At 42.4% G+C, this 21,118-nt stretch carries 8 protein-coding genes; 1 reads left to right on the top strand and 7 read right to left on the bottom strand.

Annotated elements, in window-relative coordinates; genetic code table 11:
• Position 1 precedes the first annotated feature (1 nt).
• The 3 genes from ID47_RS01115 to ID47_RS01105 all read right to left on the bottom strand — a co-directional run bounded on the left by ID47_RS01115 (position 2) and on the right by ID47_RS01105 (position 4,251).
• Complete coding sequence (locus ID47_RS01115) at positions 2-1,102, bottom strand: hypothetical protein (protein ID WP_038462933.1); 1,101 nt, start codon at positions 1,100-1,102, stop codon at positions 2-4.
• Between the two features lie 140 nt (positions 1,103-1,242).
• Positions 1,243-3,555, bottom strand: a complete 2,313-nt coding sequence (locus tag ID47_RS01110) for a Tn3 family transposase (RefSeq protein WP_269516755.1) — start codon at positions 3,553-3,555, stop codon at positions 1,243-1,245.
• Between the two features lie 57 nt (positions 3,556-3,612).
• Complete coding sequence (locus ID47_RS01105) at positions 3,613-4,251, bottom strand: DUF4158 domain-containing protein (RefSeq protein ID WP_269516754.1); 639 nt, start codon at positions 4,249-4,251, stop codon at positions 3,613-3,615.
• 160 nt (positions 4,252-4,411) lie between these two features.
• Between ID47_RS01105 and ID47_RS01100 the strand changes: the two genes are divergently transcribed.
• Positions 4,412-4,993 carry a recombinase family protein gene (locus ID47_RS01100; RefSeq protein WP_038462929.1) on the top strand — a complete coding sequence of 194 codons (582 nt, stop codon included), beginning with the start codon at positions 4,412-4,414 and terminating at the stop codon, positions 4,991-4,993.
• Between the two features lie 330 nt (positions 4,994-5,323).
• On the opposite strand, the gene ID47_RS01095 is transcribed toward ID47_RS01100, so the two are convergent.
• The 4 genes from ID47_RS01095 to ID47_RS01075 form a co-directional block, all read right to left on the bottom strand.
• Positions 5,324-8,344, bottom strand: coding sequence for a leucine-rich repeat domain-containing protein (locus ID47_RS01095; protein ID WP_038462927.1), 3,021 nt, complete (start codon positions 8,342-8,344; stop codon positions 5,324-5,326).
• On the bottom strand, positions 8,302-14,205 hold the full coding sequence (locus ID47_RS11500; protein ID WP_051908367.1) for a leucine-rich repeat domain-containing protein: 5,904 nt from the start codon (positions 14,203-14,205) through the stop codon (positions 8,302-8,304). The genes ID47_RS01095 and ID47_RS11500 overlap by 43 nt, the downstream gene beginning before the upstream one ends.
• A 149-nt stretch (positions 14,206-14,354) precedes the next feature.
• Entirely contained in the window at positions 14,355-17,999 is a 3,645-nt protein-coding gene (locus ID47_RS01085; RefSeq protein ID WP_038462925.1) for a tetratricopeptide repeat protein, read from the bottom strand.
• A gap of 769 nt (positions 18,000-18,768) precedes the next feature.
• Positions 18,769-20,853 (bottom strand): hypothetical protein, encoded by a 2,085-nt coding sequence (locus tag ID47_RS01075; RefSeq protein ID WP_038462921.1) that lies wholly within the window; start codon positions 20,851-20,853, stop codon positions 18,769-18,771.
• Positions 20,854-21,118: the final 265 nt, after the last annotated feature.

Below are 21,118 nucleotides of genomic sequence, written 5' to 3'. Positions count from 1 at the left end.
ATCATTTAGCTTTGATCCAATCTGCAACATCTCCAGGCATTGAAATTACTTCATCTAGGCCTTTCTCCATAGTTTTAATAGAAACTGATTTTCCTTCCTCATTATTATACTTATTTATAACTTCCTCTCTTTGAGAGTGGATTGAGTTTTCACCTTCTTGGATGGTTTTACGTTGTCGTGACATTTGCTGATCAACTGACCCTTCAAACAATTGTTGTCTATCCAATCTACTAACTGTTATTTCTGATTGCCCTTGATTGCGAACTAATTCTAAAGAGTCTTTTGTTACAGCATATTGGCTATGTCCTGTCTCTTGGTTGTAAGAAGATACAACCGATTGCGCTGATGCAGGAACAGATGAAGAGGGAAGAATATGCTTTTCTTCCATAAACCGAGTGGCATAGACGCTTGCCATTGCGGGATCATTGGCAATAATATGGGCGGTCCCATGTTTACCGATTTTCCCATGCGTTCCGTCTGCTCGTTGATCTGATAACCATTCGACAAATTGTTGATTATAATTAGAGTTAATGGATGCTGAATTAGCTTTTGTAAACAGGGCCTGCTGGCTGTAAGATTCTGCCTGATTATAACTTCTTGCCGCCTCTGCTCTTTGTTGCATCCCTCGCTCATAAGAACCAGAAACACTCCCTGCTAACCGTCGACTTTCCTCATCAGATAAACTATGGGAATAGTTCTTTGCCGCTTGAGTGGCCGCTCTCTGGGCTGCTTGAAAATCTTCGGATTCAACCACATTCTGTGCTTTTTGTAATAATTCTTGATCACGAGTACTGACAGAAGTATTCGCTCCTAAAGACCCTTTTGCAAAGCCAAGCCCTCCCCCAACACTAGCTTCTGCAAGTAAAGAAGCTGCTTTATCCTGAGTTATGTTGTTTTGGTCGGCAAAGCTTTTAACAAAATTAGCTGATTGATGAATGGCATTTGAGTTTTCAGCTGAGAAACCTTGACTGATTGCATCGCTTGCTTGATGAGAGTTTACAATACTGTTGCTAAGATCGACCATATCCCGATAGCTACTCGATAAACTCTGGCTCGAACTCTCAGTCTTATTCAAAGCATTTTGGTAACTCTTATTCGCCATGGTTGAATACTGGGAACTTTGGGATTCTGCTATATTGGGTCCATCTACATAAAGGAACGTAAAGTACCGCAGGAATTCTTTATAATCATTAAGAGGCTTTGCTTTGCCGCGATTTTATGCCCCCTGTTTTTCAGATAGATTCATGCGGCCATTTTCGGGGATAAAATTCCAACAGAATCTTTACGCTTTTCTTCGGAGAAATCGTATTCACCAAGCATATTGATATGGGCCCATGTCATAATAGAATGGCTGGAAATAATATGGAGTAATTGTTCTTTTTCCTCCTCGCCGGTCATCCGTTCCAGCTTATGGGTAAGATAGAGGTAATTCCAACAGATAATACAATTTCTGATCAGTCGATTACATGCTTCAGCAACTTCCTGCTCTTCTTTCTCTGCCTGCGTAAATTCGCGTGGGCTACCAATGGCTACGGCACGGGTGAAACGATTGGATAGCTCTACCTTGTTTAGCTGTTTCTCAATTGCCTGCCGTAATTCCATTTCATCCAGATAACGAAGGATGAATAAGGATTTTATAATCTGACCAAAAGCTTTGATTGTCTGGTACAGAGTATGTTGCTTTGAATAGGAATTAAGTCGCCTGAATATATCAGATGCGCTATTCTCCTTTAGCTTGATGGTTGTGACTAAACGCAAAAAATCATCCCAGTTCTGGTGAAGCAGTTTCTCATTAACGTAGTGGTCTGGCACAATTGTCCAATCTTTTCGCTCTTGTTTGCTGTGATATTTAAATATATAGAGCTGCTTATTCTGCAATCCTTTCAGCCGTGGGGCAAAGGAAAACCCAAGCATATGAGTTATGCCGAAAATAGCTTCACTATAACCATATGTATCCGTGGAGTGGATATCACTTTTGACAACATCATTATGCATAAGTCCATCAATCACATAGGCGCTCTCACGGTCAGAGGCACTAATAATGGTGGAGTGCCAAAGGAAATGCCGCTCATCGACAAAAGTGTAAGCACTTACCCCTTGCCCTTGCCCAAAATATTTGAACGAACGGCTGGCTAGCAAAGACTCAGCACGTACCTCAAATTTCTGTCCATCACTAGCGGTATGCAGCTTATCTGCTCTACTACGGTAGATATTTGGTAACTGCATTTTATCCATCACCATCATTACTCTGTCATTAGATTCACGGATATTCTCCAATGAAAAACACCAATTGACGGTGTGATCCAGTTCATTCTCACTAACATGCGAGGATATTCTGGCCATTTTTCGTACGCCGATTCCACAGCCAAGCCCGATGATGCCGGCCAGTAAGAGAGGGCGGGAGGTGGTCTGTGATGTATGAGTCTGCTGCCAATGCTCAAAGGCTGATAGCATATCGCAATGATGATGTACGGTTTCCAATATTTCAACCAATGGTATATAGTGTCGTTTAGGGAACCACGCTTGCAATGGATCAGTTTCCCGACTATCCAGTGGTGGAGTTTTTATACGGAACGACCCGTCTGCTTTAAAGCTGAGATATTCATTCTTCCTGGCTCTAGTGTTGGTTGCCTTATACTGCTCATGCAATGCATGATCCAGTTGCTGTAATACGGTTTTAGAATCAAGAAAATTCAGCAGCCCGGCACGCTCCAAAAGCCGATGTTTTTCTTTTTTCCAGCGTTGCCGGCTTATTATATACTCATTCAACGGCCGGTATTTATAGGAATGTATTAGATTTAGCTTACCAGATTTGATGGCAGCTGCCACATGCTGAAACAGGAAGACCTTATATAATGAGACACGGAATGTCCCATCTTCTCTGTAGAGTGCTTTACGTTCTGTCTCATCCAAAAATAATGCAGGGGCCTGTTCGGTAATATGACCATCCTTGTCGCGGAAATAGTCAATTGCTTCTATCAAAGGTGATTCGTGTTGTTCAGCTTGAAGGTTCACAGCCTTTAACACTGAACTTATGCGATTTTGCAGACGTAAGGATTTACTTTCCTGGAGATCATACAAAGTCGAGGTGTCAGATAACCCTAAAAATTCTTCACGGATGTTTTCAATATTACGGGATGTATCGCAATTCAATGCTTCTTTGATGAGGTTTACTTTCTCACTGTCTGGAAGAGTATTGTCATTTGCAACGGAACGGATTTCCTGCATTACGCTAAATATACCAGCCTCCAGATTTTGTATTAAGATTTGCAATTGATTGTGTTGTGTCTTCTGTTGCTCTAAGGCTTTTTCTTTACGTTCATTAGCGATCGTAGTTTGGAATGCCTTCATAACATTTAAGAAAATATCAACCAGGTTATCCTGCATACGATAATATTGGTGCGCGACAAATGCTAAAGCATGAATATAGCGATCTGATGGGGAGCGCTGGTGTATCTGGAATATTTGTGACCTCATCACACTGCCGGCATAATAGCGAATCCCCGCGTGCCCTAATTGAAGTAGGTTTAAGGTATCAGACAATTTTCTGTGCAGTTCTTCAATGACATGAAAATCTGCTATGCATTCCCGAACTTTGGCGGGTTTTGTAGATTAGGATAGTCTTTTCAATAATGTTAGTCGGTAGCTTTGTTCTCCGTAATCTCGCGTAAACAAAGAATCCAAAAGTACCGATGTTTCAGGAGCTAGCTGATCACTCATTCGCGACATCAGAGCCTGTTTATGGGATTGTAGCGATTGGCGTATCAATTCACATATTGTCCCTGATTCCGGAAGTGTAATGCGCTTTTGGATCAGAATGTCGCTGCATCTATCAAAGATTAATTTGGGTTTCAAATAGTACGATGACATCGCGTCGATCTCATGCTTAATCATGGCTTTGGAAATTTTATTAAATGATTGAAATCTATAGTATTCAACTATGATTTGCTGATGCCGTATCCTACTTACCTTTTTATAAGCATGTGTGATAAACTCGCAAACAGAACAGTTAAGTATATTTGCTACGACGGCAATATCCCTCTCGTAAAAATCTTGTGGTAAGAAGAATCGTCTCGCTGCTCTGAAATATCCGCACAACAATAAGAAACCTATCTGATTGGTTGGATTTCGTAAATTACGCGCTAAATCCAATAATTTCTTTGGAAAATCAAAAAACTTTTTTCGCTGCATATGATCAAATAATGGGGGCTTGTTAAAATTCTCCTGTTCCTGTGTGGTCAATATTTGCATTCTTGGCATAAATTATACTTCCTAATAAAAATGATTATAGCTGTCCAAAAACGAACGGTTTTGGACATGGCTTGCCCCCACTGTCCAAAAATTATATTGACATACTTTAGGCCATATGTGACATTTAGGACATCCTTTTTAATACACTTTATGCCATATTATGCCACGCACTTTTGCTTATGCTCGTGTTTCTACCATGGAACAAAATCCTGAAAACCAGATAAAAGAAATTCAAGAAGCTGGGTTTGTTATTGAGCTGCATCGAATAATTACTGAAACTATATCCGGATCCATGCATATTTCACGGCGTAAAGGGTTTGCGCTTTTGTTAGATAAAATGGAAAAGGGAGATATATTAGTAGTCACTAAGCTCGATCGACTGGGACGGGATGCTATTGATGTAAGCACCACTGTTGCTAAGCTTGAAAAAATAGGAATCAAAGTTCATTGTCTGGCACTTGGAGGTGTTGATCTCACTAGTTCAGCAGGAAAAATGACTATGGGAGTAATTAATGCGGTTGCTCAATTCGAGCGAGATCTGTTAATTGAGCGCACACAAGCCGGCCTTGCTAGAGCCAAATCAAAGGGCAAAACTCTCGGTCGCCCGAAAATTCTCTCAGAATTACAAACAAAGCAAACTATACAGCAATTACAGGAAGGCAAAACTATTGCAGCTATTGCAAGAAACTTTAACACAAGCCGACAAACCATCATGCGTATCAGAGATACTATCAATCATTAATGCATTTCTGTGGTACTTTACGTTCCTTTATGTAGATGGACCCAGTATAGGCAGAAACTAAAAGAGTCTCTGTCTATCTTTCATGAGATAGTCGTTTCACACCCTCAGTCTATCTAAAACGGAAGATTTTGACCCAGTTTATTGACATGATCAATAACTTGACGGCGCCAAACGATGTCAGTGAATCTCACATTTGATGAGAATAAGTTCTTTCACAAAAAGGACGGAACCATATACGGATATATAACTGCAATATTCTTCTTAGGGTTGACAATTTTTATCTTGCAATACGGATCGGTCCATAATTGTGTGACGACACCCTCGAGCCCCCTATTCTACCAGACGGTTAAAGTGGTTAGCATTGAGGTGAAGAAGATGCAAGGTTTCTGCCTCTGAGTTCCAGTGATAATGATGACTTAAACCAGTTCTTGTCCAAATTGCCAAGTTCTTGCCCATAGCTCGAGCAATTGCATCCGCGCTGGAAGCCCGGTAAAACCCTTCCGTATCTTTATGTGAAGAATAGGTGAGCCAATTTGTTTCCACATTATCGTGAAGAGAGCGATACCCCGCTGCTGAGGGCAGGATAAAAGAAGTAATATAGCTCTCAATGGTTTGTTTGTTGCGGCAATAAGCTGACAGCTCTTCTTCGAGGGCTTGCTCTTGTAAAGTCAATTCAATGAGCTTTTGCATATGAAACCGGACGAGATCGGATTGACGCTGCGTAAAGTAAGCTTCTAACAGCTTATCTTGAGGCCACTTATCTCCTTCGGCTCTGTTCAAAGCTTTATTCACCAATGACACTTGTTTTTGGATATCAACACCCAATTGAGCTTGTTTTTCTTTAAGCTTTTTATACTCCGGTGTCCTTTTGAGGTTCGGGGGAAAGACATCCATCTTAAAACTATCTTCCACTTCACAACTGAGCAAAAAGGAAATGGCTGGATCTTTCAGCTGATCCATGAGCATTCTAGCAGCTTCTTCTCGAGGTTTGTTAAGAGCCGTGTAGCCACAATCTCCATCTCCAGGAACAAGCTCCTCCTTCATATGGTAAGTCTGGCCGTACAGGGTTATCTTAAATAGGGGAATAGATTTCCCAGAGGTTCTATTGAGTGCATAGCCTTTCACAATGGTTGCGTTTGAATCAGGAAGCATCCCTTTAATTTGATCAAGACCCGATTGCTCCTGGCTTAATTTTCTAAAAGCTCCTTGATAAGGATTGTTGGGATCAGTTTCAATGACAAGCACAGGGGATTTTGTCTGAGAAGGAGCTCTTACCCTTTGTTGCCAGGACGTGAGAAGACTTTGATAGCCCTCCCCTTGGATTCTATTCCATCGAATATCCAAGGCCTTAAGGCTGGATGTTGTGGCAATCACCGCTGCTAAGGATTGTGTGCTAGCATCTCGCAAAAGGTTGCCGCGTAAATCCAAGCTAGTAAGAGAAGGATGAGGGGCAAAGGCAGGAGCAAGAATTGCAAGGCTCTGGTCATCAAGGCTGGTATCCAAGAGCCTGAGAGATGTCAGACTAGGAGCCTGCTGTAAATAAGTTTTAAAGTCTGTGCACGTGGTAGCATCATTCAAGGGCGTAAACTGAAGAACCAGGTTTTGGATAAAGGAAAAGTCAGCAATATGATCCGCCATCTTAGTGAATAAAATTCGAGAACCTGGATAGCCTAATTTGGAAAGAACAACTCGGGAAGGTTGTGTTGTTTGCAAGACTTGAAACTCCTGCAATCCCTTATTACGACTCAAGAGATTGTCCAGTGTGACGCGGATTGAATCCTCAAACCCAGGGTTGTTTTTAAGGTTGAATTGGATCAATGTTTGATTGTGTTGCAAGGCACCCATCAAGGCTTTTAACCCAACAATGGTGAACTGATTCCCCACAAAAGATAGGCTTGTTAGGTGCGTATTTTCTTTAAGGAAAGCGGCCCAAGTTAAGGCATCTTCGTCAGTCAAACCAGCGCTAGGAAGGGTCAATTGTGTTAAGCTCTGATGGTCTTGCAAGAGCTTCTTCAAGATATTGGTATCCTCCCGGGTTAACGTGTGAGGAGGAAAGATCAGGGACGTCAAAGAACCTCGTAAAGGGGCTAATTGATAACGCAAGAGATCACTAACATGCCTGAGCTGTTCTTCTGTAAAGGTTGGCAACTGAAAGGGAGGCTGTTGTTTATCACCAGCTAGAGGCGGCTGAATATCGGTCAGGTCATCATCCAAAGGTTGAGAATAAACTTGCGCAAAGTTTGGTGAATAACCCTCAACGGTCAGAAGTTGATAGGACCGGGAAGACGGGTGAGCCGAAGAACCAGGTGAGGTTGCAAGAACATGATACAAGGGCCCCTCTGTTCCAAAGGTTTGAGAGCATTTAAGGGTTGTTGCCTGGCCTTGTTCCCAGATCCAACAAGAGAAGGGATAAAGATTAGCCATGGCTTTTAAGCTTTGGGCGTGATCAATAGAATTGATGGGGTCAGATCCTCCCAAGACAAAGCGGATATAGGCACGATAGTCCGACAGGCCAGCGGCTTGAAGTTCTTGAACCAACGCACCCTCTTGCTGCAATAGAGGAATAGCCGCCAACAGATGCTGCACCATCAGTCCTCGATCGAGGGGAATCACCTGGAAAAGATCAGCTGCAGAGGGTTCCTCAGGGGCAAGGGACAAAAACTTAACCCAGGCTCCTTGATGTTGTCCTTTCAGCCCAGATGATGATTTAGGCGCATCAGCAAGAGAAACAATCACCTGAGGCTCCTGCTGGGTAGGCTGTTTTGGACGTAAATCTTGGTTTCGTTTGATAAGGTCATTAATAACCCGCTGAGTGTCCCTATCACTCATACCCAATCCCAGGCTCGTGAGAGTGGTATTGGTCTTCAAGGCTTCTCCCAATGCCACAACACCAGAATTACTAATCTTATTGCCCCCCAATCCCAGGCTCGTGAGGGTGGTATTAACCTTCAAGGCCTCTCCCAATGCAACACCAGATTCACCAATCTTATTGTCTCCCAAATCCAAGTACGCGAGGGTTCTATTGGTCTTCAAGGCTTCTCCCAATGCCACAACACCAGGTTTACCAATATAATTGCCATACAAATCCAGGCTCGTGAGGGTGGTATTGGTCTTCAAGGCTTCTCCCAATGCCACAACACCAGAATTACTAATCTTATTGTCTCCCAAATCCAAGTACGTGAGGGTGGTATTGATCTTCAGCGCCTCACCCAATGCCGTTCCACCGCGATTACCAATCTTATTTTTTCCCCAATCCTTGTTCCCCAAATCCAGGAACGTGAGGGTGGTATTGGTCTTCAAGGCCTCACCTAATGCTGTTCCACCAGTATCACCAATCTGATTGTCCCCCAATCCAGGCTCGTAAGGGTGGTATTGGTCTTCAACGCCTCTCCAAATGCTGTTCCACCAGTATCACCAATCTCAGTGTACCCCAAATCCAGGCTCGTGAGGGTGGTATTGGTCTTCAACGCCTCTCCAAATGCCACACCACCAAATTTACCAATCTCATTCCTCTCCAAATCCAGGCTCGTGAGGGTGGTATTGATCTTCAGCGCCTCACCCAATGCCGTTCCACCAGTATCACCAATCTGATTGTCCCCCAAATCCAGGCTCGTGAGGGTGGTATTAACCTTCAAGGCCTCTCCCAATGCCACACCACCAGAATCACCTATCCCATCGCCACTCAAATCCAGGCTTGTCAGGGTTGGCTCATTGCGCAAAAGTCTGATGAAGTCTTCTGAGAACCATTGACTCTCATATATACCATCCCCCAATCCCAGGCTCGTGAGGGTGGTATTAACCTTCAAGGCCTCGCCCAATGCCACAACACCAGATTTATAAATCCAATTTCCCCGCAAATTCAGGCTCGTGAGGGTCGTATTGGTCTTCAAGGCTTCTCCCAATGCTACCGCACCAGAATCACTAACCTTATTGCCCATCAAATCCAGGCTCGTGAGGGTCGTATTGGTCTTCAAGGCTTCTCCCAATGCTACCGCACCAGAATCACTAACCTTATTGCCCATCAAATCCAGGCTCGTGAGGGTGGTATTGGTCTTCAAGCCCTCACCCAATGCCACCGCACCAGGATCTCCAATCTCATTGTCCCCCAAATCCAGGCTCGTAAGGGTTGTATTGACTTTCAGGGCCTCACCCAATGCCACAACACCAGGTTCACTAATCTTATTGCCCTCCAATCCCAAGCTCGTGAGGGTGGTATTGGTCTTCAAGGCCTCTCCCAATGCCACAACACCAGGTTCACTAATCTTATTGCCCCCCAATCCCAGGCTCGTGAGGGTGGTATTGGTCTTCAAGGCCTCTCCCAATGCCACAACACCAGGTTTACCAATATAATTGCCCCACAAATCCAGGCTCGTGAGGGTGGTATTGATCTTCAAGGCCTCTCCCAATGCCACATCACAAGATTCCCCAATCTCGTTCCTCCCCAACGTCAGGCTCGTAAGGGTTGGCTCGTTCCGCAAAAGACTTATCAGGTATTTTAAGAAGGGATGATAATTCCTCTGTATACTGTTCAAATATCTGAGTTTGTTCATTTCCCGCCCCAGTTGGACAGGGAACCGACAGTTCACTGTACGCCATTCTGGCAGGAATACTTTACGGCATCCCTCCACATTAAGAGTGGTGATTAAGGGATGCTGGGTTAACAATGCCTCAACAGTTGCATCAAGAAGAACTGGGTTATTATGTAAATCAACCTGGGTGAGAAGCGGTTTTGGTTGAATAGGTATAGTTACGTTTTGTAACTTCCGACAATCTGTGATCGCCAGTTTTGCTAAAAGGGGTGTTAAGAGATTAAGATCAGTTAGGTTTTCACAATGACTCATTACCAGCGTTGTAAGCTGATTAAAAGAAAAAGGACCAATAGCATTCCTTAATCCTGTTCCATAGCGAATCGACAACCCTCGCAAACTGGAAGCCTTGGATAATTCCTCCATCCAATTCTTATCAATATTCTTGATGCCACTTAAATTTAGCTTGCCAAGATTACCCTTCTCAAAGGCTTTAAAGATATCGAGGGTTAAAGCCTCACAGTTCTTAAAAGTCAATGATCGGGGATCGCTGTCTTTTACATGGCGCAACAATGCCTGCTGCTGGGCTGTATCTAAGACTGCACAATCAAAACGGGACAAAAAAGTCGCCCGGGCGTTTTCGCTTGAAAGCTTTGAAAATGTCTCTAAAGACTGATCTGATCCTAACAGTTGAGCATCCCGATATGCCTGAATGGCCTTTAACTCTTCTTGCGCCTTAGACACCTTCAGCATTCCTAAGCGGCGATTGGAGAGAATCAAACTATCTTGAACTGGGATGTCTAAAGAATCCAACAATAGTCGCGAACTTGTCGTCGAAACCAACCCTTGCCGATCATCAATCCTATACTCGGTCCCATGAATGGTCCGGAATCGATCTTTGAGTGCAATTGGTTTATTTAGATCAAAAGCTGGTTTATACCGATTGGCTAGCAAAGGCTCTAAACGTCTCAATACTTCCATGTGGGATATACTCGTGGGAGACATACTTGTGGGGAACGCCCTTGGACGCCTTGGGTTCAATACATTGTTTCTGGGCTGAGTTTCCCTAGAAGATCTGCCTAAAGACTTAGCTGAGAACAGGCGTTGCAACCGAACCAACTTGTCATACAATTGCGTCATCATCTGTTCTTTGAAGGGAAGACACACGATACAGTCTTTCTCAGCTAAAGAAACAGCTTCAGCATTTGTGAACAACGCCTCATATTTGGTCTCCAACCTGCTTAAATCTGCAAGCCATTCGCTTAAAAGCTGATAGGGATCTAAAGTGGCGAATGCCTCTCTCACCTCTTCATGAACGGGATCATTCATCTGATCCAAACAATACAAAACTGATTTAACCTGCAGTTGCTTCTTCGCTCGTGGATCATCTGATTCTCTTGCAACCGTTGGCATAAAGGCATGGTCGCTATCCACCCCAATCAGACGATACTTGTGGGCATTCGTTGCGAGAGGTTCTAAAATATAGTTATCTGGTTTATCATCCTCGGGGTTAACCAACAGGGTAAAGAGCATTGATTCTGAAAAGCTCTTGGAATCTAATTGTTTTAATAGATCAGGATGGGTGTCTAGCACGTCTTGAAGGTTTCCTCCCTCAACCCCGAAGGAGACTAAAAATGCTTCTCCCTTCAGCTTAACCAAATCACTCCAATGAGTCCCGTGCCCAATCAAAAGATTGTGAAGAGAGCCAACAGCATACTCAAACCCTGGAAACTCTGGTAGATGTTTAAAATAAAGGATCTTCCCATTTTTCACCACCTTGGCAACAGCCCGACGACCAAAGACGTTGGAGGAGCGCACCGTTCCATCTTCATTAAAAATTTGGTCATAGACATCATGGGATAATGACCGTTCTCCTATATCTGCACCAATGAGTTTATAAGCAAGGGTAGTGTCTGGATAAAACAAAGGAGTGCCTAAAAAGGACTCCAGCTCTGCTTGGATTTCTAGAACAGGATCCTGACCGTCGATCATATCCAGAATAAAATTATATTTGCGGGTTTTCACCCGATCGCCTGGAAGAGGCTTATGCTGCTCTGCAATTGCCCGCAGCTCCTCACATCCGAAGATGATTTGTTGAGCTGGAGGGAGAATCTCTTCTAATGTCAAATGCCACGCAACCTTTGGATTAACTTTTGCAAGATAATCAAAGATTAGCTTTAAAGAACTCTCAAACTCTGGTTTTGATTGCCAGATGCGATATCGTTCTACAAGCTTATCTACTTGGACAGGCAAACCAATAGGCAGATGAAGGGACGCTGTTTCTTCATATTGGACAGACTTCACCTCTGAAGCAAAGATAGCAGCATCCCATGCTGTTGAACCAGACGGCGGTATCTTTCTTGAGGGGATGGACTTCTTCATGAATTTAAGGCGAGCCTGCTTTTGAGGTAAGGAAGGTTTTGCCTCTTGAACAGGCATCTGAATTTCCAAGGCTTGCATGGCGTCAATAGTTTGAGATTGATGTGCCTTCACTACAGCTGCAAATATTAAATCCAGATTTTGAGCTAGAATCATATCCAAAACACTGGTGCCATCTGAGGAGACTTTGTTAAGAGGGGCTCCCCGTTGGATCAATGTTTCTAGAGTCTTTAAATAGCGATCTTGAGTCTCAGGTGTGACGGCGCTGATCCAATGCTGGAGCAAAGGAACTGATACCTGATTCTTGACAAGCATAGTATGCGCATCTGCTCCCCAATCAACCAGCAAGTTTAGAATATCTGGATCTTTTATACGATACAAAAGGGAGGTTAGAACCTTTTGATCACGCCACTCAACTTGGTGTGCCTCCTCGGGAAAGAAACACGCAACTGTGCTCAAGAAAGATTTTTGGGCGCAAAGAGACCAGCCTTTAAAGTCTTCAGGGTTTTCAGCAACTTCGTTGATTAATTCACAAGCCGCTTGGGATAAAGAGTGCACTCGATACCCTTCGGCTGATGACATTTTCTCCTGAGCGAGACTTTCCAGAACCAGTCGACCATCTGGCAAGGGCATGGTTAAATCTAATATATCTTCCAGCGTGCGAGCAGGAATAATCCGGTGAGTTTGAAGATCCTCGATTTCTCTTAAGCGCTCTAAATGATTTTGTAACGCTTTTGGTATTACAGTCCCTTGAGCGTGCTGGTTGTCCCCCCCTTGTTTCTCTGGTGAGGAAAATCCAGCCCTAAAAGACCTATATGCCAAACTGACCAGGGGAAAAACCTTGTCTAAAAGATCCTGATAGGTCTTTACATCAGAATCCCCTAGAGCTTGATAAAGGATCGTAAAATTCTGATAAAGAGACACAGCTTGCTGCTGCGCCACACAGAGGGGTAAATCCAGGTCCAAAAGCTGATCCGGTTTTACGCCACTGGCTTGTAACAACTCTTGATAACGGATTTGTGCGGATTGTAAAAATGCGAGGCCTTGTAATAGCCATACAGAAGGGTTGATCGATGGGAGTAACTGTCGAACTTTATCATCAATGACTTGCGCCATAAAGGAGGGCATCCCATAGAGAGCGTTACGAACCTCTAATATATGCGCTGTCCGACGGGAACCGCTGCTGAGGCGACTGATGGGCGATAAACTCCATCCAGGAGGGTAATAAAAAAGGGGAGATTCATTTGTGGTTGTTCCCTCAACTCGAAGCGCTTCTGGCAGCGCCTCCGTTGGTGGCAAAACCAAACTGGAAACCACTAGGCTCCCTAAGTTGGCAGGCGACTTGATGAGATTGGCAGATACCAGAGACTCTTTGGAGATGGGCCCTTCTCCCCACAATCCCGTTCTTAAATCCATCAATCCCTTAAACCGCGGCTGAACAGCTAAGGTAAAAGTATAGGGTTTAGGTTGATAAGTCACAGACTGCATCCCATAAAACCCTTGTCCACTTGATTGCCCCACTGATATCATCTGCCGACCATGCTGAGAAGACGATGCCGTGGCCATCAACGGAACCATAATCATCACATTCTCAAGGGTAATCAAGCTGGTGGGCAATACACCAACTTGACCCGTTAGAAGATAACCCAAACCATAATGGCTCAGATACTGATTTAAGGGTAATGGTGTATGAGTACTGGCAACTTGAACCTGAAAATGCTCATGAATCGAGTCCTGAGGAACGGTATAGAGAGTTTCTGAGATAATCGACTGACCATAGGGATCTAAGTTTAACAGATTCAAGGCCTGTTCTTGCGTAATAACATGGGGAGCCAACAAATCTCCCCGAATCAATGCCCCCTTGGGAACAAAAACCTGATCTCTTCTCATCCCTTGGCTTACAAAAAATCCCCCTTGCGTTCCTGCTGGCTGGCTTGCCCCTCTTCCTCCCCCTTCTCCTTCTCCCATCTCTTCTGAAAGCGGTCGAGCTTTGAGAGCTGTTAACAACTGGGTCCCTAAATCTTTAATCGGCTGATTTATGCTCTTCAAAATCTTTTGGGTATCCTGATTGTGCAATGAGAAAGATGGGGATACTGCATGTCTTTCCATCCGCTCCATAGCCATTACAGGAACAAAGGGGTTCAAGGTCAAGCTGCTGCATAAAAGACCAATCAATACACGACGCCATACAGGAATCCCTCTTAGAGTATCACCTTTTTCAAGTAAATCCTGATCGCAAGCTGTTTCCATTGACAAATAATCATTTCCATTCAAACTTGTCTGATCAGAGAGCTTATCTTTTATCATAATTCTTCTTCTTTTATGTTGATGTTGTATGGTGTCCTAAAAAACCAGTGATGTATTCTTGGAGCCCCTTTTTACGAGGAGAGAAGTTGGGGTAAGAGCCCCTCCTCCTCGAACTTATGATTCACATCCTTAGCTCCTTATCTGTATGCTTAAAACTTCCAGCTCTGCGGAATACCCTCATAGAACCCAGCAGGGACGATTGCATAACCTGTCACTTCCATCAATCGCAAGATAGCGGCATCTCTTAAAATGTATCTCAGATGTGTTCCTTTCTCAAAAGCCGCCTTGTGATCAAAAAAGATATTGCCTTGACTATAATTTGATTGAACAAAAGTGCTATAAAAACTCGCAATCACAGGATCATGTTGAAGGAAATCTTTCACAACCGCCTCACCAAGGACAAAGGTTAAGCGAGGGGCAGACACAAGACCAGGCAATGGCTCAGATACTAGCTGTTCTCTCTTGAGATCTACCAAAGCCGATCTGATTTCTTGGGAGAGGGTTTTTAAGCTCATTCCATCAAAAGAAACCTCTGCCCGATAAGGCTCTGGCGTGTCATCTTCATCTTTATCATGATAAATCAACTCTCCAGAAGCACTTGTGGTCGTGCGCATATCTTTATAAACAATTTTACCGCCATTTAAAAAACGATCCATTACAGCTTTCATCTGGATTGTCGTCTCGGGTTTTTCCAAATGACGTATCGCAAAGGATGGATATAGCACACGGCTATAGGATCCAGTTAGACTTAATGGTAACCGCATCATCTGAGTAAGAAGGGTCTTCATAGCTGTTTGATCTTCATAGGCTCCCATATGAACTGCGTGACCAATCAGGAAAGGAGAAGCATGCTTTTCGATAAAGGCACGCTTGTAGTCCTGAAGGAGGATGCTCAGTCTTATTTTTAAGGTCATATCCGTGATACTAGGGGCATGACTCACATTAATCTCGTGCAAGTGATTCATGACATACTCAAGAACCCACTCTTGAAAAAAAGTAGCTTGTCCATCTGCACAGCGGCCCTTAGTACCTCCTACAAGGGTAGTGTATGCCAGAAGGCGTTTTTCATCCTCACCATTTTCCCAATCGGCACTTTTGCGCAACATAAATAACAGATTTTGCTTGCGATCAATCTTTTGCGCAATCCCCTGATCTTCGCCTTCTAATGTATCAATAATATGATCAATAGCTCGCATATTGATATTCCCAAGCGACAATCCCGCTATCAGATTGCGGATGGAATGGATGTTTTCATTCAGGAGAGATTCATAAATCTCTTGCTCTGAATCTCCAATAACACCACTTTGATAGAGTTCTCTGGCTTGGGCTTGAATGTCTTTAAGACTCTCATAAACAATAGGTCCATAAATTCCCAGAGCTGGATCTTCATAAGTAACCGCTTTCAAATTTAAATGAGGCTGATCTTGAGGAAGAGCAGCCTCTGCTTGGGCAATATAATTAACAGTCTGGTCATAGAGCTTTGTTAAAGCAGCTGCTTCTTCCTCTTCGCTCCCTGAAACATAAGAAGGATCAAGGTCCTCCAGATTCGTCCAATCATTATCTAAATTATCTTGTGTTAGAGTTACGATCAGCTTTTCCCGATAGTGACGCGCAATTTCTGTTGCCGCATCCCTCTCAGAGGTTTGGCCTGTAAGGTTTTGTAAAATATGGTACCCAATGCCTGAGAAATCATGGAGCTGAGGGCTTAAAATCGCCATAATCTGACGGGCCTTCTCGTCTAGTTCTGCTTTGACTTCTAATAAACTGAGCTGTTTTTGCTCTGCATAAGCTTTCAAAGCGAGAGCCGATTGAAAATGCTTGATAATGTTCTCCTGCGTATCCTCATGATTGGCTTCCTTCATCAGATGGCGGGCCAGGGCAATATCGCCAAGAAGAGCTTTAGAAAAAGGCAAGCCTGTATGGTTTTTAATATCCTGGAGATTTTTATAAAAGGCAATCTGTTGAGCAAGGGTTCTTTGATAGGGTTTTAACTTCTTAAAGATTCCTTGCGCTTCCTCCTCAATTAATAAAAGTGGGGTATTAAATTTCTCTATGTATCCTTCAGGAATCGCCCGATCGGCAGCAAGCAAAAGGGTTGAGGCTGAAGCCTGGGTGAGCCTTGAAAGCAGAGTTGGTAGAAAGACTTGACCATCAAAAGGAGAGGACGCTTCATGTAAGGCTTTCACCAAAGGTGTAATAGCGCTCACCCAAGCCTCAACATGAGTGGGGGCGCCTTGATCTGGACTTGTTTTTTCCTTCCACTTAAGATCTTCTTGACCTAAATACTGCCCAAGCTGCATCTGACGCATCTGGTGAGCATGCGCGGTATTAAGAAGAATTTTTGAGGACTGGATGGCAAGGTCTTTTTGCTCGTGAGCATTCAAACCAGGAATAACATATGTTTGCCCTGATGAGCTGAATAACCCAACGATGGATTTAACCCGCTCTGCAGTTTCCATAATATTTTGATTATAAGATAACCCATGAGTCAGGGCATATTGAGTCAAAGACATATGAATCCAGTGGGGCAAAAGACTTGAGGGCAGCTGAGATTGAAGATATTTGCAAAACCCGTATTCCGTTAAGGCATAGGCCGGATTTTGAAGAGAGGCCTCCTGATCTTTCAAAAGAGTGATGCGAGCAATTTGAGGACTTAAGTCTTTGGGAAGATTAATCAATTGAGCAATGAGCGGAAGAATCTCTGATCCTTGGGCTTGTACCCGCTCATAATAATCTTTGGCTTGAGCATAAGCTGCCTGTCGCTTTTCCGGTGTACTCATGTCTTCTTGACCCTGCTCACACCGAACACCCAATCGAAAACAAGCGGGTTGATAACCATAACTCGCTGCGCTTTGGTAATAGATCTGAGCTTGGGTATCTGCTTCTTCTGTCTTTTCCTGTTCTAGCAAAAATCCCATCATGAACTGAGCTACCGGATCGTTGAGGTCGTCGTCGGCCCCTTTTGCATAATACTCCTGTGCTAGAAGTCTAGCAGAAGCCATAGAGCTCGAATCAGAAATATCAATACCCTTCCCGAAATAATACATATGTCCTAAAGATGTATAAGCATAAGGGTAGAAGCGCCATAAGGCTGATTGCTCATAGAACCTGGCTGCATAAGCAAATCGCAAGCGGCGTTGGGCAATTGTTTCTCCAGGGCGATGAGCAGCTTCATACCACATGCCCATCTTAAAGAATTTTTCCTCAATAGATAAGGCTGGATCATCTTGAATATCTGATAAGGATGCCAGGGGTCGATCTGTGGGATGATCTCCTGCTGCAGCCCCTGCACCATCATCAAAAGTTTCCTCATCCTCCGGAAGGGCGGTGGTAAAAAAGAACCCTCCCATCGGGTCTTCCGGACTGCCTCCCCTTTCAATGTAGTAAGCGGCCAAGGCATCTTTAAACCGAAACTCTTCAACAGCTGTGGCAGGCAGGAGACGACCCCCTTCATACATATACCCCAATCGAATGAACGCCGGCGTATGACCGTTCATCCCTGCTGCCAGATAAGCCTGAGCTGCTTCCGCCAGGGAATCGCTTGTTCCTTCCTGTTCTAAAGCCTGACCCCGTTGAAACTCAGCTTCCGCACTGACGGGAGTCAGAGGAGCGCCTAACAAAGCCTCCTGGGGATAGGAAGGAATCGGCATCCCTTTAACCTTAAGACGAATCACATCCCGATTTCGGTTTTCCTCAAGAGAAGCCTCTCCTGCAAGGGAAGAGTCCATTGAATACGCACAAAGGGTTGTGGCACACAATAAGGACAATAAAATAAAGCTCCGAGTCTTCTTCATATTCTTTTTCCTTCTTTGGCTTTTAATTTTTAACAGTGAAAGTATTGTAAATTTTTACTCAAGAAAATCATTACAATAATTAATCTTAAAATTTCTATGTAAATATAAATAATTTTTTAACAACACTATCAAACTGTAGAAAATAGAGGAAGAGAGAACTCACACAATTCTGATCCTGCCTTAAGTTTCAAAAGGCATTTTTAAGAACTTGTCTGGTAAAAAACAAATATGCTAAGTCAATAGCCAAAAATGCTTATAAAATGTTGATAAGATGTATCCAAGGGATTTAAATGATAAAGAGGGTCTTGTTGTAAATAATAAAAGAGTCTAGAAAATTACGGTTTTGTTGCAAATTCTTGAGAAGTTGTTAGGTTAAGGGTAAATTATCTAGTCGTATCTGAAGTAAATTGAAAATTCAGGAAAACCATGCAACAGACCCATGAGATATGAGACAAAGCTTCTTCATCAATATATTCACCTTCTCTTTCAAGAGTCTTGATAATTTCTTCCATCTTAACTGGGTTATCCGCCCGAAGCCCCGAAATTTTTGGTAGCCTAGATGAAAGCATTAATATCCTTAGTGTTCCAAGGAAAAATTGTTTTTTAATTTGGATACTGTTTCCGCCTTGGAGAAAATTGTAAAATGGCTATTTTTCTGGATTTGTTAAATTATAATTGAGCAAATCAAAAATTTCGAGGCTTCGGGCGGGTAACCCCAAATACTGATAGTAAATAAACCGCTTCCTCAACACTAGGCCTGGGATTCAGCTCAACAAGCTGACGGATCCACTAGATAATCAAGAGAGACAAATCTTAATATATCCTCCTCCGAAACACCCCATTCTTTAGCTTTTTTAATGAATAATTTAAAAATATAGATAAGGTTATTTTCTTGTGATTTTATCCTCTCTTGGAAATGGCATAATATACCACTAAGGTAGTTGGCGCTGTTAGACCTTATAAGATGCTTTGCTGTATGGATATGATACCAACCTAGACTTCCCGGCATAACCTGTATCTTTAATGAACATTGAACCCCTTCCCTAATTCCTTCGTTCCGAGAATCCCACTTATCCAGGTGAAATATATGCTCCATTATTTCATCTGCTTTTTTCCAATACCAATTCGCGTCTCTTTTCGCCCACCATTTTTCTTTATCTGTTTCGTAGAGTGCATAATATGCTCCTGCAGCAGCTTCATACGCTCTTGCAATGAGGTAGGAAGCATGAATATTACGGTGCTCCTTTAATTTAAGTAAATAAGATAAAAAAGGTGACTTTTTCTTAAAGTCTCTAACGTCTTCTTTAATAAATTTTAAATTTACCTTTTTAATCATTTTCCACTCTTCTTGGCTTAAAATTGGCCAAGGAGAGATTTCAGCTTGGTGTGCATGCTTTCTAAGCTTTTTAATTAGTTGAGCTCTTATAAGGGAAGGAGGAATTTCCAATGAGGGAGAAATAAGATACACTTTATTAGGTAACGGAGATTTTTTTGATGCCCACTCAAGCTTTCGACATACAATAATCCTTAAGCTATCGATTAAATCAGCATAATAAAAACTTTTTATAGCGCTGGGCATAACATTTACCATAGATCTATAATTCATATTATTATGGTACGAAAAGAATATAAGAGAGGGAATTTTGGGATATAGAAGAGACCGAAAAGAATGATTAAGCCTATAATAACAGCTTGTCTCATAATCCAAATCAGAACTATCTTGAACATTTTCAGCTATACAAATTTCTCGTCCTGAAACCATATGTAAGATAATAGTAGCAACATTTTTCTCAATATCTTCATCACCTAAATTAAATGCTTGTTTCTTGAGAGGAGGTTTCTGCTCCTTAGATTTACAACTAAGCTCTCTAAATTTTTTTATACCCTGAAAGATTTTATCTTTAATAATATCTTTTTTCTTAAGCTGAAGCCTTTTAATCTTCCTTATAAGCCCTTCTTCTGTATGGCCTTTTACTGGATATAATTGAATATCTGGCCAATCCCACAAAGAATAATAAGCTTTATATTGATCATAATACCCTTTTAAATCTGAAAGCATGAATCCTTCACAAATTACTTCTCTATTGCCAGACACAAAAACTGTCACAGAGTTCCCCGGATTTGGCTCCTCCTTACTAGATATCCATAAATATCCCCCATTAAAATAATGCGCTTCTTCTCCCTCATCTTTTAGAACTAGACCAAGCTGAACAGCTAAAATGTTTGGCTTATTACCAAATACATAATCCCTTTCATCTTCTAAGGGGTTTTGAATTTTACATGCTATATTTTGAAGTACCCTCAATACATTTGATAACGTTGTATCGTCACTATTAATGGGAAGGTTTTTCTGTAAAACCGAATCCCGGAACATAATTTGGGTAAATTTATGAACGCGTAATCCTACTGGAAGGCTTATATCCACCTCTCTAGTTTTTTTCCAAATACTTCTTCTAATTATACTCGTGGAAGATTTTTTATTTACATCTTTTAAGTTCTGCTCATCTTCGACTAATTTAGTCTGATAATCTGTTTCACTCTGAAATTCTATAGGGGAAAAATTTCTTGTTAAGTGGGAAAAGGAAGAGACTGGAGCAAAAGCCAGACTTTCAACTTTAGCTTCGCCATTTTCTAAAAAAGCAGCGTCAAAATTTCTTTTAAGATCGCTACAAACTTTCTCATTGGATGTTACCTGATCATTTGAGGTAGCTTCAGAAGAGCCTGCAGCTAACATGAATACGGTAAATAAAAATAACTTAACAATAGCTGATTGTAAAGGGAGGAAGATAATATCTATATGAAAAAAATTAAGCATTTTAGGTTTTAAATTCTCTTTAAGTTTATAGTCTACCATATACTTTATCCTTTATTTGAAATGAAATTATTATTTTAAGGAACTACCATAACAAGAGAAATAAATTGGATAATCTTTTCCTAGACAAGTTCTTATGCTTTCTTCTTAAACAAGTTGACGACCCTAATTCACCTACTTCGACATAGCCCACTGAGAAATCTCTCTATTAAAAAATCTAGGCTCTAGACCGTATACTTTTACATGAATGGGGCTTATCCCCTTACGCAACAACGCCGGGAACCTCCTGTAATCGTCCCAAAATTAA

Origin of the sequence: Candidatus Paracaedibacter acanthamoebae, from assembly GCF_000742835.1 — a bacterium.
Taxonomy (GTDB): Bacteria; Pseudomonadota; Alphaproteobacteria; order Paracaedibacterales; family Paracaedibacteraceae; genus Paracaedibacter; species Paracaedibacter acanthamoebae.
The sequence above is the reverse complement of the archived record's forward strand: the minus strand, read 5'-3'. Positions and strand labels throughout refer to the sequence as shown.

What these genes read in the sequence shown, in the direction of transcription:
- ID47_RS01115 (WP_038462933.1), bottom strand. Translation starts at nt 1,102, where the DNA reads ATGGCGAATAAGAGTTACCAAAATGCTTTGAATAAGACTGAGAGTTCG.
- ID47_RS01105 (WP_269516754.1), bottom strand. Translation starts at nt 4,251, where the DNA reads ATGCAAATATTGACCACACAGGAACAGGAGAATTTTAACAAGCCCCCA.
- ID47_RS01100 (WP_038462929.1), top strand. Translation starts at nt 4,412, where the DNA reads ATGCCACGCACTTTTGCTTATGCTCGTGTTTCTACCATGGAACAAAAT.
- ID47_RS11500 (WP_051908367.1), bottom strand. Translation starts at nt 14,205, where the DNA reads ATGATAAAAGATAAGCTCTCTGATCAGACAAGTTTGAATGGAAATGAT.
- ID47_RS01085 (WP_038462925.1), bottom strand. Translation starts at nt 17,999, where the DNA reads ATGAAGAAGACTCGGAGCTTTATTTTATTGTCCTTATTGTGTGCCACA.
- ID47_RS01075 (WP_038462921.1), bottom strand. Translation starts at nt 20,853, where the DNA reads ATGGTAGACTATAAACTTAAAGAGAATTTAAAACCTAAAATGCTTAAT.